The sequence below is a fragment of the Curvivirga sp. genome, assembly GCF_965219885.1.
GTDB lineage: Bacteria > Pseudomonadota > Alphaproteobacteria > UBA8366 > Aestuariispiraceae > Curvivirga.
This window is the reverse complement of the sequence record NZ_CBDCOT010000009.1, coordinates 2707497-2725488: the sequence shown is the minus strand read 5'-3', so window position 1 is coordinate 2725488 and position 17992 is coordinate 2707497. Positions and strand designations below refer to the sequence as shown.

10 protein-coding genes are annotated in these 17992 nt (G+C 40.9%); 5 read left to right on the top strand and 5 right to left on the bottom strand.

Going from position 1 to position 17992, the window contains the following annotated elements:
* Both ACOQOA_RS18290 and ACOQOA_RS18285 read left to right on the top strand, forming a co-directional pair.
* Positions 1–1053: an XdhC family protein gene (locus ACOQOA_RS18290; RefSeq protein ID WP_420550031.1), complete on the top strand. Its 1053-nt coding sequence runs from the start codon at positions 1–3 to the stop codon at positions 1051–1053.
* Positions 1050–2666, top strand: a complete 1617-nt coding sequence (locus ACOQOA_RS18285) for an NTP transferase domain-containing protein (protein WP_420550030.1) — start codon at positions 1050–1052, stop codon at positions 2664–2666. Before ACOQOA_RS18290 ends, ACOQOA_RS18285 begins: the two co-directional genes overlap by 4 nt.
* Here ACOQOA_RS18285 and ACOQOA_RS18280 read toward each other — a convergent pair.
* Positions 2652–3407 (bottom strand): alpha/beta hydrolase, encoded by a 756-nt coding sequence (locus tag ACOQOA_RS18280; RefSeq protein WP_420550029.1) that lies wholly within the window; start codon positions 3405–3407, stop codon positions 2652–2654. The genes ACOQOA_RS18285 and ACOQOA_RS18280 overlap by 15 nt on opposite strands.
* 283 nt (positions 3408–3690) lie before the next feature.
* On the opposite strand from ACOQOA_RS18280, the gene ACOQOA_RS18275 reads away from it, so the two are divergent.
* On the top strand, positions 3691–4089 hold the full coding sequence (locus tag ACOQOA_RS18275) for a hypothetical protein (RefSeq protein ID WP_420550028.1): 399 nt from the start codon (positions 3691–3693) through the stop codon (positions 4087–4089).
* Positions 4090–4139: 50 nt separating this feature from the next.
* Here the strand turns inward: ACOQOA_RS18275 and ACOQOA_RS18270 are convergent, their stop codons facing one another.
* The 4 genes from ACOQOA_RS18270 to ACOQOA_RS18255 all read right to left on the bottom strand — a co-directional run bounded on the left by ACOQOA_RS18270 (position 4140) and on the right by ACOQOA_RS18255 (position 10029).
* Positions 4140–5441: a hypothetical protein gene (locus ACOQOA_RS18270; RefSeq protein ID WP_420550027.1), complete on the bottom strand. Its 1302-nt coding sequence runs from the start codon at positions 5439–5441 to the stop codon at positions 4140–4142.
* A gap of 124 nt (positions 5442–5565) precedes the next feature.
* Positions 5566–6867 carry a TolC family protein gene (locus tag ACOQOA_RS18265; RefSeq protein ID WP_420550026.1) on the bottom strand — a complete coding sequence of 434 codons (1302 nt, stop codon included), beginning with the start codon at positions 6865–6867 and terminating at the stop codon, positions 5566–5568.
* Between the two features lie 154 nt (positions 6868–7021).
* On the bottom strand, positions 7022–8311 hold the full coding sequence (locus ACOQOA_RS18260; protein WP_420550025.1) for an HlyD family type I secretion periplasmic adaptor subunit: 1290 nt from the start codon (positions 8309–8311) through the stop codon (positions 7022–7024).
* Complete coding sequence (locus tag ACOQOA_RS18255) at positions 8308–10029, bottom strand: peptidase domain-containing ABC transporter (RefSeq protein ID WP_420550024.1); 1722 nt, start codon at positions 10027–10029, stop codon at positions 8308–8310. Before ACOQOA_RS18255 ends, ACOQOA_RS18260 begins: the two co-directional genes overlap by 4 nt.
* A gap of 391 nt (positions 10030–10420) precedes the next feature.
* On the opposite strand from ACOQOA_RS18255, the gene ACOQOA_RS18250 reads away from it, so the two are divergent.
* On the top strand, positions 10421–15622 hold the full coding sequence (locus tag ACOQOA_RS18250) for a FecR domain-containing protein (protein ID WP_420550023.1): 5202 nt from the start codon (positions 10421–10423) through the stop codon (positions 15620–15622).
* Between the two features lie 27 nt (positions 15623–15649).
* Positions 15650–17992, top strand: a complete 2343-nt coding sequence (locus ACOQOA_RS18245) for a CHASE2 domain-containing protein (protein ID WP_420550022.1) — start codon at positions 15650–15652, stop codon at positions 17990–17992.

Below are 17992 nucleotides of genomic sequence, written 5' to 3'. Positions count from 1 at the left end.
ATGACAGGGAAAACCTGCATAACGCAGCAAATTCATTCAAAAAATGAATTACTTCTTAAAGCTGAGGAATGGCTGAAAGAAGGGAAAAAAGTTGCCATTGCAACTGTCGTTCACACATGGGGCTCCTCCCCTCGACCTGTTGGTAGTCAGCTAATTGTCAATGAAGATGCTCAATTTGAAGGTTCCGTTTCAGGCGGTTGTATTGAAACATCTGTTGTCACTGAAGCTTTAGATATTATGGATGGCGCTGATCCTCAAATTATGGAATTTGGCGTTTCAGACGAAATGGCCTGGGAAGTCGGACTGGCCTGCGGTGGTACGGTCAAAGTGTATGTAGAAAGTATTAATCAACAAACATTACCTACCTTTCATCGAGTTATTGAAGCACAAAAAGACGGAAAAGCAATTGTATGCCTTACAAACCTTCGCACTGGTTCCTCTTTTGCCTACCAATTAAATGATGAACTTCCAGAAACATACCTGCAATTAAATGACAATGTAGATAAAGCAATCCGTATGGACAAAGGTCACTTAGTGACTTTGGAAGATGACACAGAGGTTTTCATCAATCCCTTTAATCCACCAATGCGCATGTATATCACTGGCGCGGTCCATATCTCGCAAGCTCTTGCACCGATGGCAAAAGCGACTGGATACGACGTCATACTGATCGATCATCGGACCGCCTGGGCAACAGAGGAAAGATTTCCTAATATTAAGATAGAACAAAGATGGGCTGATGAGGTTTTAGACGAAGCCAACCTTAATCACCGATGTGCTGTAGTTACCTTAACACATGATCCAAAGCTTGATGATCCGGCGTTAATCTCTGCTCTAAAATCCAAAGCGTTTTATATCGGTGCTTTAGGTAGTAAAAAAACGCATGCAGCACGTATTGAACGTCTTAAAGATCAAGGTTTCAATCAAGAAGAAATAAATAGAATTGATGCCCCTATCGGTTTGGATATCGGTGCATCCTCCCCTGCGGAAATTGCCGTCGCTATCCTTGGGCAAGTCACCCTTTCTTTACGCGGTGCAAAGGGCAACAAATGAGATTTGAAGACTGCTCCATATCAGCATTAGAACCAGGTTTTCTTTTGGCCCATAGCTTAAAGACAAAAAACTTAAATTTTAAGAAAGGCCGCTCTCTTTCAGAGCGAGATATTCAGAGCCTTAATGCCGAAGAAATTAAGGCTCTAACAGTCGCTATTCTTGAAGAAGATGATATTCATGAAGATCAAGCCGCTGCTTTTTTATCAAAAACAATAGATACTGCATCTCTAGATGTCACAGCACCATTCACTGGCAGAGTAAACATTAGCGCCAAACATTCAGGAATCTTTACATTTTCCGCCGAAGATGTAGTCAGTTTTAATATGATTGATGAAGGTATTACCATTGCGACTTTACCCAATCATTCATTTGTACAATCTAAACAGTTGGTTGCTACGATAAAAATCATTCCCTTTTCCGTACCGAGTAGCAAACTAGAAGAAGCGATCGAGCATCTTACAAAAGGACAACTTCAACTTCATGTCTTCCGACAAAAAAAAGTAACCTTAATTCAAACGGAACTTCCATCTGTAAAAACATCGGTATTGGATAAAACTACGCGCACGCTTGAAAATAGATTGAATCAATTGTCAGCAAAAATCATTCATGAGGAACGTGTTAAGCATCAAGTTGAGAGCGTTAAAGACGCTATAGAACGCATATCAGATGATACAAGGTTAATTATTTTAACGGGCGCATCTGCTATTACTGATAAACGCGACATTATTCCAGCAGCAATTAATTCGGTTGGGGGTGTAATCCAGCAATATGGCATGCCCGTTGATCCCGGAAACCTCCTTTTGTTAGGCACCTACAGGGATATACCTATTATTGCCATGCCCGGTTGTGCACGCTCTCCAAAGTTAAATGGTTTTGATTGGGTTTTACAGCGTGTATGTGCGGAGATACCTATAAACAGGCGCGATATGGCAACAATGTCAGTTGGTGGTTTATTGAAAGAAATACCAAGCCGCCCTGCCCCCCGCTATCAATATGAACAAGATTATTCATCAGGCAAAGTAGCGAAATTTGGTATTGTCGTGCTAGCCGCAGGGCAATCTAGACGTATGGGAAAAGATAATAAATTGCTGACTCAATATAACAATAAAGCTTTGCTTGATCACGCCATGGAATGTGTTCAAGAAACCAACGTTGACTATATAACTGTCGTCACAGGCCATAACCCAAAAGAAATAGACGTCATTCTTTCTAAATATAAAGTGTCAATCGTACATAATCCTGACTATGAAACAGGTATTGCGTCTTCACTAAAAGCAGGAATATCCAATCTTCCAGATGATTGTGATGCCGCAATGATATGTTTAAGTGACATGCCGCTTCTTAGTCCTCAGGATCTTGAATTGGTTTTTGCCAGTTTTTCCGTAGAAGATAACCGAGAAATATGCATTCCTACCTTTGAAGGAAAAAGGGGTAACCCTGTCTTAATTGGAAAACGCTTCTTTTCGGAAATCATGGAACTATCTGGCGATATAGGAGCTAAACCGATTATCAATGCCTATCCAGATTCGGTATGTGAAGTTCCGATGCCAAATGATGCGATATTAGTAGATACAGACACGCCAGAGGCATTAAATGCCTTACATACCCGATAAAGGCGGATTATTTTCTATAAACTGTATAACTTCCTGCAAGGCACCAAAATCATATAATCCTACATGTTCGCCTTCTGGATAAATCACTAATTTTGCTTTATCTGAATCCGCAGAATTATAAAGTTTTTGTGCGAACTTTAGCGGAATAGTCCTATCTTTTGCACCGTGTAGAATTAAAACAGGCGCTATTAAATTACCAATATATTTATAAGATTCAAAACGATCCTTGAGTAAATATTTTACTGGCAAGTACCAATAATGATCCGCTGCAACATCAGTAATGGATGAATATGGGCTTTCAAGAATAACACCTCTGGTCACGTTATTTTGAGAAAGTGAAACAGCAAGACCACTCCCCAAAGACTCTCCATAAAGCAGCATATCTTTTGTCGCATGCCCCTGACTAACGGCCCAATTGATAATATTCTGACCATCTCGTAATAGCCCTTCCTCACTAGGCAAACCTCCTATACCTGCGTTATAACGATATGACACGATCAAAAAACCATAACCCAAATCACGGAACATACGTAAGCGATCAGCCCGATCCCCAATATGTCCTGCGTTCCCATGAAAAAACACAACTAGTGGTTTGCTTGTGTCCTTTGGAGGCAAATACCAACCTAACAATCCTAATCCATCATGGCTTTGAATATAAACAGCCTTTGCATTCTGGGATAAGCCATATTCCTGAAGAGTAGGAATTGTATCATCAGGATGATACATCAAACTGCGTTGCATTTTATACATACAGAGAAGAAGCAGTAGGTATAAAATGACCCCACCAATTAATATACTTATAAATGGGTGATTTTGGACGTAGGACATATGTAAAATCTATCTTATACAACTTTTAATTTCTTACATATTAGTAAGTTTTATAAACATTACCAATTTCAAGTTATTTTAAGTTAAGCTAAGTAAATGTGAAATAAAGTCTTTGCAATTTATTATAGTTTTATTTTATTCTAATTGCATAAAATTTAATACATATTGATTTTATCCTAATTACAAGGACTTAGGCATGAGCGACCTCTCTCGCGAAGAATTAAAAGCACATTTATCAGCAGTTGAAGCACAAGTTCGCGCAGCACTTCGAATTGTTGCAGCCGAATCCAAATCGGTTCAACAAGCCCATAGCACTCTTCGCGCGGATTTATCATCTGCCCTAATTCGTCTTCAATCAGATGTTGGATCGAAAACCGACGACGTGGATGCCAAGGTAACAGAATTACTTGCAGAGGTACGCAACCTTCAACAACAAAAGAAAACCATGTCCAATATCATGACAATGCTACTTGTGATTTTTGGTATTTTCGTAGGTATCATGGCTGGCGGAAGTTGGGCTTTCCTTAATATTCTGGAAGATACAACACATCATATCGAGAATATAGAAGATCCGTCCTCAATGTCCATGAACTGAGATTAGATCATTAACAAAAAAGCCTGCTTCTTGCAGGCTTTTCTTTTACATCAATTTTGCTGGTAAACCGAACAATACTGCCCTTGTGCCTTCAATGCTTTACATAAGTTTACCGCCTGAGCATCTCCACCTGATACAGGTCCTGCCATTAAGCGTGTAAATCGACCTTTATTAGGAACTTCTACAACCAGTTTATGTGGAGACATACCACCTAGTTCCAATTCATATTTCTTTTGATAAATATCCCAGCCACGAACTACATTTGCGTCCTTGCTATACGATGCAACATGTAAATAATATCCAGTCGGAGGGGCTGAAATCACTATTTCCTGTGGTTTACTAGCAGTGCTCACAGCAGATTGAGAGGTTGGAGCTGGTTCTTCCACCTCAGTTTTAGCTACTGTAACACTACCACCTTCAGGTGTTAGGGACATAATATCTTCGTCAGAACTTACAGGTTCTGATTTTGCTTCGACGATATCTTCTTCTTTGACCATAATTTCTTCAACAGGTGCGTTTGTCACTTCTGGAGCGACCATAGTACTTTCTGCTACGGTAACCTCATCTGCGGTTTTAGCTTCCTGAATCACCATAGGTGGAGGTGGAGTTTCGCCTTCTGCAGATGGAATATCTTGTGGTGACATCACCATTGTTCCATCTGGTGCTGTTTTGTCACCTTCATGAGGTGCGAGGGAGCCCACAACAACTCCTTGACGGTCATATCCCGTAAGTATGCGCCTTTTTACAGCACCGCCAGTTCGACCCACATGTTCAGTCATCACATAATAGCCAAGACTTGGTGCGTAATAAAAAGTCCAAGTTTCTGGTTTTTGCCTTGAACATTCAACACGAAATGTATCAAAGGCAGCCATTGGTAAATTAACACGTGTCTCCCCAGCAACAATACACGCCCAATCAAACTCCCAAGCATATGGCGGCTTATCAGTACTTACTGTGGACTTAAAGAGAACTTGTGCACCAACTTCCATCGGGAAGAAACTACCTTGAAGCTGTGAGAGCAATCGTTTACCTGCACCTGCATCGCTACTCCACGCTAAAGCAGGAAACAGAGGATTCAGAGAGGTTTCTTGTTGCGCCCCTGTATCACTTTCCCAATGAAGTTTATCTTGTTCCGCAGAAGTAACCGTCCAAGTCATATCAGGATTATCCCAGCGGAATCGATCTCCCGGGATCAAGCTCACCGGACGCAGAACTTGTTCCTCAGTATAATCACGCTCGACGGTATCTATCTCTGGTTCAGATACCATAACAGTTGTACAACCAGCTAAGATGCCGCTAGCAATAACCGTTGTCGCAACATTCTTTAAAGAAAAATGAGATTTTTTAACCACAATAATTACTTCTTAATTTGTACCTAAACAAAAGATGCCTGAATCAGCACATAAATTCCAGTAATTTCAGCATATTGGCAAAACTAAATTTGAAAACGCAAATTGATAGGCATATTAAATCAGATCATAGTGCAAGGTTTTCTGGTTGTAATAAACCAGTCGCCTCAAGCACTTTGAAAACAGCTGCGCGTGAAACATAATCCATTTCAATTAACTTGATCCGAGACTCATATACCTGACTCTCAGCATCAAGAAGATTAATTGTAGTTTCTTTCCCAGCATCACGTAACTTCTGTCGAGATGCGAAAACTTCCTCGGCAATATCCACAGCACTTAGCAGAAGGTCATGTCGCTCTTGACTGCGCTGAAGTTCACTCCAACTCTGTAAAACATCTTCCTCAGCTTTGCGACGTTCATCCAGCGCTAAACCAGAATAATATGAAGCGTTATAAGAAGCTTCACGAACACGAGCGTCGGTTTCCAATCCTGAAAACAACTCCCAATTTAATTGCATCATGATAGAAGAAGTTCTTGTCGCACCTGCAGTGCCGCCAACATCATCTTCATAATCATGACTACCGACCAAATCTATAGAAGGATAATATCCGCCCTTTTCTGCTTCTGTCAGATGACGCCAGCGCTCTGCGGCAAATTCTTCAACTTTAATCGAATGGCGTAAATCAATGGCCATAGACAATGCTTCTTCTTCAGAAGATGGCAATAATTCAAAAGGCGCTTGCACGTCTTTCATCTCAAAGATATTTGCAGATCTGCCAAAAGCGCGCTCGTATGTTGCTTCAGCTTGTTCTAAATCAACAATATGAGCAACTGTTTTTTCTTTGGCACTACGTAATCGGGATTTCGCCTCTAAAACATCAACAGCAATCCCTGAGCCACGTTCAACTCGTTCGTTTTCAAGCTGCATTTGCTCCGCAATTGTTTCTTCACGTTCACGAGACAGACGCACAATTTCTGAATATTTTAAGATATCAATATAAGCCAAAATACCACGTAACATTTCTTCAGCAGTAACTTCAGCTAATTCACTTTCCCAAGCTTGCACTGTCGCTTCTTCAGCCGCGATATTCTCAGTATCAGAGAACCCGTTAAACAAATTTTGACGTAAGGTGATCGTATACTTATCTCGCGACCAGTTGGCATCTCCCAAAGAACTGTCTCGACGAACTTTACTATCAGTCCTCTCCTCGCCTAGATCTCCATAAAATGACACTGTTGGTAATAAATTACTTCCTGTTGCATCTAACACGGCTTCCGTCGCATCTAAGCCATGACGTGCAGCTTCAATAGCAGGGTGCGTTTTTAACAAATCACGCAAATCTTCTTCTAAACTTTGTGAAAATGCAGAGTTACCTAAGCCCAAAATAGTACCAGACATAAGTAATGTAGCAGACAATATATGTCGCATCTAATTTACCCCTATCGCCGAAAATCTTTATTATTCAACGATTTGTTTCCCGAATTCTTCTTCAACCGCCACAGCTTACATTAGATTTCACAAACTGACTAGCATTTTAAGAAAAACTTTAGTTAAACCAAGAAAAACCAAGTATTCATAAAAACTAACGTTCTCTGAAACCTTCATGTTTCAACTTGAGTACTGGTCGTATCAAATAGTCAAACACCGTTCTCGTCCCAGTATGAATATCTACCGTCGCCTGCATACCCGGAGAAATTGGATAGTCTCCCTCTTCTCCAAGATAGGTTTTATTTGTTCTAACAATAACTTCATAAAATGGTATTCCATCTTGATTAGTATTTGTACTAGCGCTAATGCGAACAACTTCACCATCCAGCCCACCATATCTGGCAAAGTCATAAGTGGAAATCTTTACCACAGCTTTTTGTCCAGTTTCTACATATCCACGATTTACAGGACTTAACTCCGCCTTAATTAATAAGTCATTACCAGCGGGAACAATTTCTAAAATAGCTTCTCCAGGGCGTACAACTCCTCCAATGGTATTATGACGAATATTCTTTACTGTCCCATTAATCGGGCTTCTGACATCTGCACGTTGACTTTGATCGGTTGCAAGATTCAAGGTTTCCTGGACAGAAGCAATCGCGGTCTCCGTTTCAATGAGTACATTTGAAAGCCGCGCATGTCGTTTTAGCTGAGCCTCAGTTTTTTCCGCAATAGCCTCATCCACGCCTCCTTGTGCACGTGGAATAGATTTCTGCAATACATTTGCTTGTCCTTGTAATTTTTCGGCCTCACTAGAAATTTGCAAATGTTCAATTTTTGACATTAACCCATCTACGATTAAAGTTTGTGACATTTCCAACCGTTGCGAAGTAAAAGACAGATCTTGTTCAACCGTTTCTAAATGCGTAATTAGCTCTTCGACTTCCAACTCTTTTTGCTTGATTTTTTGCTCAATCAACAAAATAGTTCCTTCATGAGCAGCTTGTTCAGCATGAAACGTATTTATTTCGGAATTAGCTAGGTTTGGATATAACACAGCCAATTCTTCACTAGGAACATATCTTTTATTTTCCAACTGAGCTTGAACACGTTGCTTACGTAGAAGAAGGCCATCTAAACGAACTTTCAGTTCGTCACGGTTTAGGGCTGAACCTGCGAGATTCAATCTAAGCAGAATTTGCCCTTCCTCAACAAAATCCCCCTCTTCCACGGAAAGCTCATCAATAACCCCTCCCTCAAAATGCTGAACAATTTTCAGCTCTCCTTGAGGTACGACTTCTCCTGAAGCTACCGCCACCTCATCCAAATCTGTATAAAAGGCCCAAACACTGAAGAATGTCAGAAGGAACATAACAATCCATCTGATTGTTTTTTTTCCCGTATATGCTTCTCTGGTTAATAATGAGTCGAGGCCATTATTCATGAATTTGCCCCTGTCGCTATGGAATTAGCTGAACCATTTTTCTGATTTAATTCTTCTAACACTTTCTTAGAAGGTCCTGCCAAGGCTACCCGACCTTTATCTAATAACAATATGAAATCAGAATTATTCAGAATAGCAGGTGAATGCGTTACACAAATCACAGTATGTTCTCTTGCATACTTATGTAAACGCTTAGCTATCTGAGTTTCTAGTTCGCTATCCAAGTGACTGGTCGGTTCATCAAGTAGCAGAATTGCAGGTTTTCCGATAACTGTCCGTGCCAAACAAAGACGTTGCCGTTCGCCCCCTGACATAAAGCTACCATTTTCCCCTACTTCAGCATCATAACCTTTTGGATGATCCAAAATAACCTCATGTATCCCTGAAAACTTTGCAGCTTCTACTATTTGATCATCAGGAAAATCTTGACCCGATGCTATAATATTCTGCTTAACACTACCAGATAACAATGCCGTATCTTGTGGTAAAACACCAATCCAATTTGAAAGTTGAGAGCGCGTAAATTGTTTCATATCGCCTTCATCTAACATTACTCGACCATCTTCTGGTTGATATAAACCAGCTAGAAGTTTGGAGAATGTAGATTTCCCACTTCCATTCTTTCCAATAATACAATAAAGCCCCTTTGGCCCTATACTTCCTGATATTCCATTTATGACAGGCTTTCCCCCTTCAGAATAACGAAAAGAGATATTTTCAAATTTGAATTGTCCTTTTGGCTCTGGCAATTCGATACTGGCCTCAACACGGTCTTCTTCCAATGCAAATAATTCATCAAGTCGATCCTTTGCCAATCTCATTTGGGCAAAACCTTTCCATTGAGACACGAGAGAAGAAATCGGAGCAATCAATCGCCCAGCTAACATATTAGAAGCAATCAAAGATCCAATTGTTAACTCTTGCTGCAAAATCAACAAGGCCCCTACAGAAGTAATGGCTACCGTTGAAACTAACGCCATAAGTCCCGCAAGTACCTGATGCGCATCACCAACCCGACCACGATTTGAAGATTGTACTATGGCAGAAGCATGTAATTCTTCCCATTTTTCCTGTAGGCTATGAGCCATATTCAAAGATTTCACTGTCGTACGCGCTTGTAAAATATTACTTAAGAGTTGGTCCCTAGTAATTTGAGATTCACGCTCTTTCGTCACCATCTTTCGATGCATAAAACCTGATACCCAGGCCAAAAGAATAAACATCGGTACAATTACCAGAAAAACGATACCTAGCGACGGAGCAATAAAATAAACAACACCAAGAAACAGGAAGGCAAAAGGTAGATCGAATATCAACGCGGCAGAAGCCCCGCTCAAACTGTTTCTAATAAAATCTAAATCTTTAAATAGTTGTTGCCAGTTTTCGGTATTTCGTTTCTCTAAAACCCTTAAAGGTAAATTCAGAATTTTCCTAATCAATGCCCGACCAATTAGACCGTCCAACTGAATACCAAAGGATTGAAATAATCGAACACGCCCATAACGTAAAACCCCATCAAACAGTATCACAAGAACCATTCCGATGACCAATCCCTGCAAGGTCGTGTATCCGGCATTGAAAACAACACGGTCATATACTTGCAATACAAATACGGGGATGGCTAAGGCAAGTAAGTTTACAAAGAAAGAAGAAAGCAAAGCTTCAATTAAAATAGCTTTACTATCGAATATCAATGATCGAAGCCATCTTTCCTTCATGGACCCCTGCCTTTCTTAAATAATGACTCGGCTTATCTTACGAATAGTACAGAATATTAAAACTTTTATTTTTAGTGCCAAATAACTTCATGACCCTTTCTAATTGACAATAATCAAGTCAAATGAGTATCGCACATTCAATGAGCAGCATTTGTCTTGCATTTTATCTTTTTTTCTTTTTATTTTTACGGAAAATATGCAAGAATATTATTGGGCAGAGTGGAGATATAAGCAAATAAGCTGAATTGCAATACGACTTGGGAAAACGTTATTGCGTATCAAAGATCACTACGTTGGTATTTATTAATGATAACCAGTGTTCTCTTTTATACTTAATTTGGTTTCTAGAAGTCGCTTATAGAAATTAGTTTGGGAAGGTTGAGGTTACGTCATGGCGCGCTTGACGAACGACATATTTACCGGGATTGGCGGTAATCAATCATCAGAAAATATGAATTCAGGATCTTCTTTAATGGGATCCACATCATTGACACCTTCAGGGTTAAATCAATCAACTGTTCCTGTAACTAACACGCCCCCTCTTTATCTAAACGCTGAAAATCAAAGTGAACTTTCCATACCTGATGTAAAGTTTGTCACCGATGCACAGATGTATCGTGATGGGCATGATCTACATCTCAAACTATCCGATGGCGAAACTGTCGTGATCGAAAATTATTTTGATCAAGTTTCCCCACCTGACCTAATAGCGAATGAAGGCATAAAGCTCACCCCTCAACTCGTTGGCTCCTTCCTTCTTCCTGTTGCCCCAGGACAGGTCGCCCAAACGATTGACGGCGGAAGTGGAGATCCCATTGGGAATGTTGAATTCTTATCCGGCAATGCTTTTGCAGTAAGACAAGATGGCAGCCGTGTAGAACTAAAACTTGGTGACCCTGTTTACCAAGGAGATCAAATAGAAACCAATTCCGACGGCTCTATAAAACTACGCTTTGCTGATGAAACAATCTTTACCTTGGGCGAAGACGCGCGACTTGCACTTGATGAATTGGTATATAATCCGACACAAACAAACGGTAATTCCGCCTTTTCGATCCTGAAAGGTAGTTTTGTATTTGTCAGTGGTCAGATTGCACATGATAACTATGACAATATGCAGGTAAATACGCCTGTAGCTACCATTGGTATTCGTGGCACAACCGTTACGGGGTCAGTATTAGTTGATGGTGAAGAGCTATTTACCTTTTCTGTATTAGAAGGAAGTATTGATATTACAGCTGGTGGTGAGACAATTTCGCTCACCAACAACTTTGATACAGCTGTTGGTGAACTGGATTCGTCCGGGTCAATAAGAACATTTGAAGTTAGTCGTACCCAAGCAGAAGTGATAGGTGGCAATAATGTTGCCTTAAATGCTTTGGGTAAAGAAGACTTACAACGCCTAGAACAAATTATTGAACAAGAAATTGAAGCCGCAACCGGCGAAGAAGTTGATATCGAATTAGACAATCTTTTAGAGGCTGGCGAAGAAGACGGCACGGATACTGAGGGTGATGATTCCTCTGACGACGACCAAAGTCAGTTTGACGATGTATTGGAAGGCGACTTAATTGAAATTGTTATCGAATTAGATAACGAAGAAGACGATGGAGATACACAGACGGATATTGTTGTTGTTGATGATCAAGATCCCGACCCTGAACCGGATCCAACGCCTGACGACACCAATAACAACTCAGAAACATCCGGTTCTACAGAAGATCCTCCTCCTAGTGGTGGCGGAATTGTATTCACACCTGTATCCCTTCCATCTGGTGGTGGTACATTCTCAACATCCGCAGGAGATACAACAAACTATAATGTTACTGGCGGTGATGGCGACGATGATATCCAAACAGGTGCCGGAAGCGATATTATTTATGCCGGTGCCGGGAACGATACCATTGGCGCAGGAGCTGGTAATGACATCGTAACCGCAGGTACAGGTAATGGTTATGATAGTTATGATGGCGGTTCAGGTGATAATCTACTTGAATATCCAAGTGTAGGAAGTGGGACCGACCTGACAGTAACACTAGGTCATGGATTGATCGGGACTGATAGTGCGGGACATGCTGCTTTTGGTGATCCAAGCCCGTTAGCAGCTTTTGGTGAAAATAGTAACGGCGACATGTTCAGTACTGTAACAGATGCAAGTGCTGGCGTGATTGACTATGATGTATTTACCAATTTCAATAACTTATTGCTCGGTGCTGGTGATGACTCAATTACGGTAAATAATTATACTAATAGTGAGTCCGTTGCCATAAATGTTGATGCACAAGACGGAAATGATACTGTAGAATATGAAAGCGCGTCTGATTTAGACAACCTTGTTGCTAATGGGAATGAAGTCGTCGTAACACAAGGTTCATATACCCAAACTCTTACAAATGTTGAAACCATTACCGAAGCTTCAACATATGCTTCTTTCCAAAATGGGAATGATAGCACCAATCTTACATTTACACTTTTAGGTGAAATTTCAGATGGCACACTTGGTGCCAGTTCCATACTGGATTTTGTTAGTGCATCCAATATGGAGTTAAATTTTGTCAATAATGGCAAATTACTTATTAATAGTTCAAATGTTAGCAGTGGTGTTTTAGATTCTAGCCAAGGCACATTAGATATTCAGAATACAGATTTTGGCAGTGGGACCGAACTTAAGCTATCTGATAGTACCAGTTTGGATGTGTCTACTTCCATTACTATGACAACTGGCTCTACCCTTAGCGTTGACAGTGGCCAAATTTTCTCCGTAGACGATGACGTTGCAAGTAAAATTGACCTGCAAAGCGGTGCTGTGCTGAATGTTGATGGCCAATTAAATTTAGCTTTTGCCACAGCAACGAATAGCGACCTGACCATTCAAGGGTCGGGTACTGTTATTAATAACGAAACATTAACATTAGATACTCTGACATTATCAGCTAATCTGACAAATAATGATGATTTAGTTTTATCATCAGGTGAAACCGCAACGATCAATGGTGATATTACAAATACTGGTACATCTTCCTTGCTGTCCTTAGGTGGGAATTCCCATATCAATGGATCAGGTACACTTAATTTCGCGAATAGCTCAACACTTTCTTCTACCAATACTAATTCAATAACCACAGTCTTTAATATGTCAGATGGCGATATATTAACATCTGGTGGTACATTACACTTGTTAAACGGCGGTAGTTTTGGTGCAAACTCCGAAATGAGCTCAAATGGCAGCAGTGGTATCGACCTCTCAGGTAACTTTGAACTAGACGGAAAAATCAATATCTTAGGATCAACCTATCATAGATATTCATCAGGTAATTTTGACGCAAAAAGCGCCACTTATGATGGTTCTGGTAAGTTAACTTTATTATCAGGTGCTTTGCTGGAATTAGGCACAAATACAAGCATTCTGAACTCTTCTTTTAACTTTGCGTCTTACAGTGGCTCCACCGTTTCAGTCGCGTCTGGTCAAACGTTCAATAATACGGTTGATTTTAATTTTTATAATGCCGGTGTTCTGGATGTGGATGGCACTTTTAATAACACTGGCAGCCTGGGTAGTATTGCTAATACAACTGGTAACGGTGTTATTAATAACAATACCGGGGGCACATTGGACCTTAACGGCGGCACGCTAACGACTAGTATTGCTAATACAGGAAAAATCATTGTTGATTCAGGTGATGTAACCCTAACAAACGATATTTCTAATTCGTCGTCTACAGGTACTATCGAAATCACGGATGCAAATCTTACTTTGGACGGATCAACGTTAACGACGAATAATCAAGGCACAACAAAATTCGCAGGAAATTCCCAATTAATCAGTGAAAACAGCGGTACAATTGAAGTAAGTGGCAGTAATGCTAGCAATCAAGGTATATTAGAGATTTATCGCGGTACATTAACCACTGATAACTTGGATATAGATATTGCGGATCATGGTGTCCTAAAAATACAGGACTCTGAGCTTATTGCTGAAACTGGTGGTACGATTGCAACCAATGCTGTTCTTGATTTCACAACAGGTACTCTCGGTGGTTCAACCTTATCTATTAGTGATGACTTCCTAAACAATGGCCTGGCAACCTTTACCTTGGATGACAGCGTTACAAGTACGAATGCAATGATTTATACCAGTGGTGCGACATTCACAAACGCAGGCAGCTTTAGTTTTGGCGCGGCAAGTACTGGAACTCTGACCATAGATGGCGATTTTGTAAATACAGGGACCATTGCCTTAGATAATACCAGTGCCCAAATCGATATTGATGGTCATGTGGATTCAACAAATGGTGATTTGTTTATTGCATCAAATTCCACAATGAAATTTCATAATGGTGATTATGCATCAACCTTGTCTGTTAGTAATAATACTGGCCTATCGGGAGATTCAGGGGCTCAACTAAACGTCAATTATCTAGTTGTTGAGTCAGGTTTATTCCAAGTGAATGACACGGATATTACTCTAAATATCGATAGTTCCGTCACTGCCTCTACGGGAACCATTATTTATTCAGATACAAATATCAGTAATAATGTCACTTTTGAAGGTGATAATCACTCCATTGACCAAGATAAAACAGTAAATCTTGCGAGCAGTGCAACACTTACCCTTAATGGCAACCTAACAAATAGTGGGACGATTGATGGAAGTGCAAACAGCAATCTCACCTTCAGTAGCGACACGCACTATCTTGCGAAAACCATTGATGCGTCTGGTACTTTGAAGTTTTCAAATATAGTGAATGATACACCAAATGACGGATCCTCAATTACCGGGTCGGGCACAGTCGAGTTACGTTTGGATGACACCCATGATATAAATCATGCGGATTGGGATTTTATGACTGCTGATACAATCACAGATAATTTCCATGAAATTTTAGTTATGAATGAAGACGGAACTGATACTTATAGCAGCTCCAATAATGGTACAACTGTCGTTGGTAGTCTGTCACTCGTTGATAATAATGGCTTGGACACCTTCTCGCTTGATTTGGTCTATGTCACCTCCGACGGTGTCAATAATGCAGGCGACCTCACCTTCACTGGTACATCTGGTAGCGATGTGTTTTATGGCGGATCAGGCGATGATGTTGCAACAGACGGCGATGGTGGCGGTGATGTTTTTTATGGCAATGGCGGGAATGATACCTTTACATTAGGTGATGCCTCTACCACTGATTACATTAACGGTGGCTCGGGTGGACAAGATGTCTTGGTGCTTGATTATGAAACATTGGATACCAATAACTGGCATATCAATGAATTTGAAATTATCGATATTGCAGGACAAGACAGTCAGATTTCCGTTAATTCAGATACCGTTTTTGCAATCTCCGAGGATACAAATGCGGCATTAAGCGGCATTGGTGCTGCTTCAGGTTATACGGAAAACGCTTTAATATTCTATTCTAGTAGCGCATCTTCGATCACTCTAACAGGAGGTTTCACTCAGGTAAGCGGTGGAACACTTACAACGAGCGACACAGCAAGTATGGGGAGCTATTCAGATAGCTATACAATTTATCAGGATACATCCACCGGTGCGACTGTATATGTGGGCTCAAATGTAAGTGTTGGTAATGATTAAAACTACAGCCCTAACGGTAATTTTGCTTTGAGTGATAGTTTATCTAACGAAGAATCCGAAACCGAAAGCGTTGAAGGAAAAAACCGTCGAGCTGCCGCATGGTGGTGGCGAAAGATCGGTACATATGGTGCCGTTCTGATTTTACTGTCTATGGCTGGAATTCGTTTTCTAGATCCTGATCCGGTTGAAGCGCTTCGACTGAAAACTTTCGACTTATACAACCGTCTTGCCCCACGTGAAATAACAACGCCTGCCGGACAAAATCCCATCGTTGGTATTGTCGATATTGATGAACGTACCCTGGCAGAAGAAGGTCAGTGGCCTTGGCCGCGCCATAAAATCGCAAAACTTCTTGCAAAGCTGCGAAATGCTGGCGCTGTTGTGGCAGGCTTTGACGTTGTCTTTGCTGAACCTGACAAAACCAATCCGTCTATAATTGCAGAAAATCTGCGTGGTGCGTCTCCTGAAACAGTCAAAAATCTTAAATCCTTGCCAAGTAACGATGAAACCATGGCCAATGTCATGCGGACATTTCGTGTTGTTATGGGCCAAGCCAGCCAAAAAACAGATTCGAGTACAGAAAAAGTGCTCGATGCCCATGATAGTTCCGTTAAGGGATTTAGAGATACACGTATCATTGATACTGAACTTGACCCTAAATCCTATTTAGTTAACCAACCTACTCTCGTTCACAATATTCCTGTTTTAGAACAAGCTGCTACCGGACATGGCGTTTTCTCGGTTGAGGAAGAAGTAGACGGAGTTGTTAGGCGCGTTCCTGCAGTTTCTGTCATCGAAGGTGTCCCCAAACCAGCATTAGGCGTAGAAGTTTTAAATGTTGCACTTGGTGGTAACTCTATCGTTGTTACCGTAAATGACGGTGGTGTAGAAGATGTAAGATTACAGACCCCTCAAGGCAATTACATCATACCAACAGACCCTCGTGGTCAAGTTTGGGTATATTTCGCAGAATCAGATTTGTTTAATCAGGTTGATAACAGTGGACGTTGGTATGTGTCCGCAACAGATATTCTCAATGATCGTGTTGGTCCGGAAAAATTAGCAGGGCGCCTCTTCTTGGTAGGCACATCAGCGGTCGGTCTACTGGATATTCGTAATACACCAATCAACGCACGCCTTCCTGGTGTAGAAGTTCATGCCAATATGATTGAAACAATTTGGGAAAAAAAATATCTCGCCTATCCTGTAAAAATGCAGGGGTTTGAGATGGGTGTCCTTTTTCTAGCCGGCATATTGATGATTTTCTTTATTCCGCGGGTTGGACCGATGTGGACGCTGGGCGGATTAACTTTAGTGCTTGGTGGTTTAGTCGGTTCAAGTTGGTATCTATATGTGAATGAACTTTTACTGTTGGATATCACCTATCCCGGTGCTTCAGTGGTCATTATCTATGCTATGCTGACTTTCGCAAACTATGCACGTGACTCAGCAGAAAAGAAACAGGTACGAACCGCATTTGGTCAGTATCTATCTCCTGATTTAGTTGAGCAATTAGCTGAAAATCCTGATCAACTTGCCCTTGGTGGCGAAACCAAGAAAATGACACTTCTATTTTGTGATGTACGAGGTTTCACCACGATTTCAGAAAGTTATAAAGAGGACCCGCAAGGCCTTACTCGTCTGATCAACCGTCTTCTAACACCACTTACAAATGAGATTTTGGAGAGACGTGGCACAATCGACAAATATATGGGTGACTGCATAATGGCCTTTTGGAATGCCCCCCTTGCAGCCCCTGATCAGGAGCATAACTCATGTGCTTCTGCCCTTGCTATGTTCAAGTCTCTAAAAGAGCTAAACGCAGTCAGAGAACAAGAAGCAAAAGAGGGAAATTTCCCATTTCTCCCACTTAATATCGGTATAGGTATAAATACTGGTGATTGTGTTGTTGGAAATATGGGATCAGATCAACGTTTTGACTATTCAGTTCTTGGAGATGCAGTGAATCTTGCAGCGCGTCTTGAAGGGCAATCAAAAAGTTATGGTGTTGGAATTGTTTTGGGACCGGAAACAGCCTCAGAGGCCAGTGATGAATATGCAATCCTTGAATTGGATCTTATTGCGGTAAAAGGTAAAACAGAAGCTGTTCAGATTTTCACTTTGCTTGGCAGTAGTGAAGAAATGGATATGCAGCATTTCAATGAGCATAAAGAAAAGCATGATGAAATGATTTTAAATTTCCGTGCTCAAAATTGGGATTTGGTAGAGAAACAAATATCATCCCTAAAAGGTGGCGTCGATACGATTATGGATGACTTCTATGATATCTATCTAGAACGTGTTGCAACCTATCGCGATACACCACCACCTCAAGATTGGGATGGCGTTTTCGTTGCCACGACTAAGTAA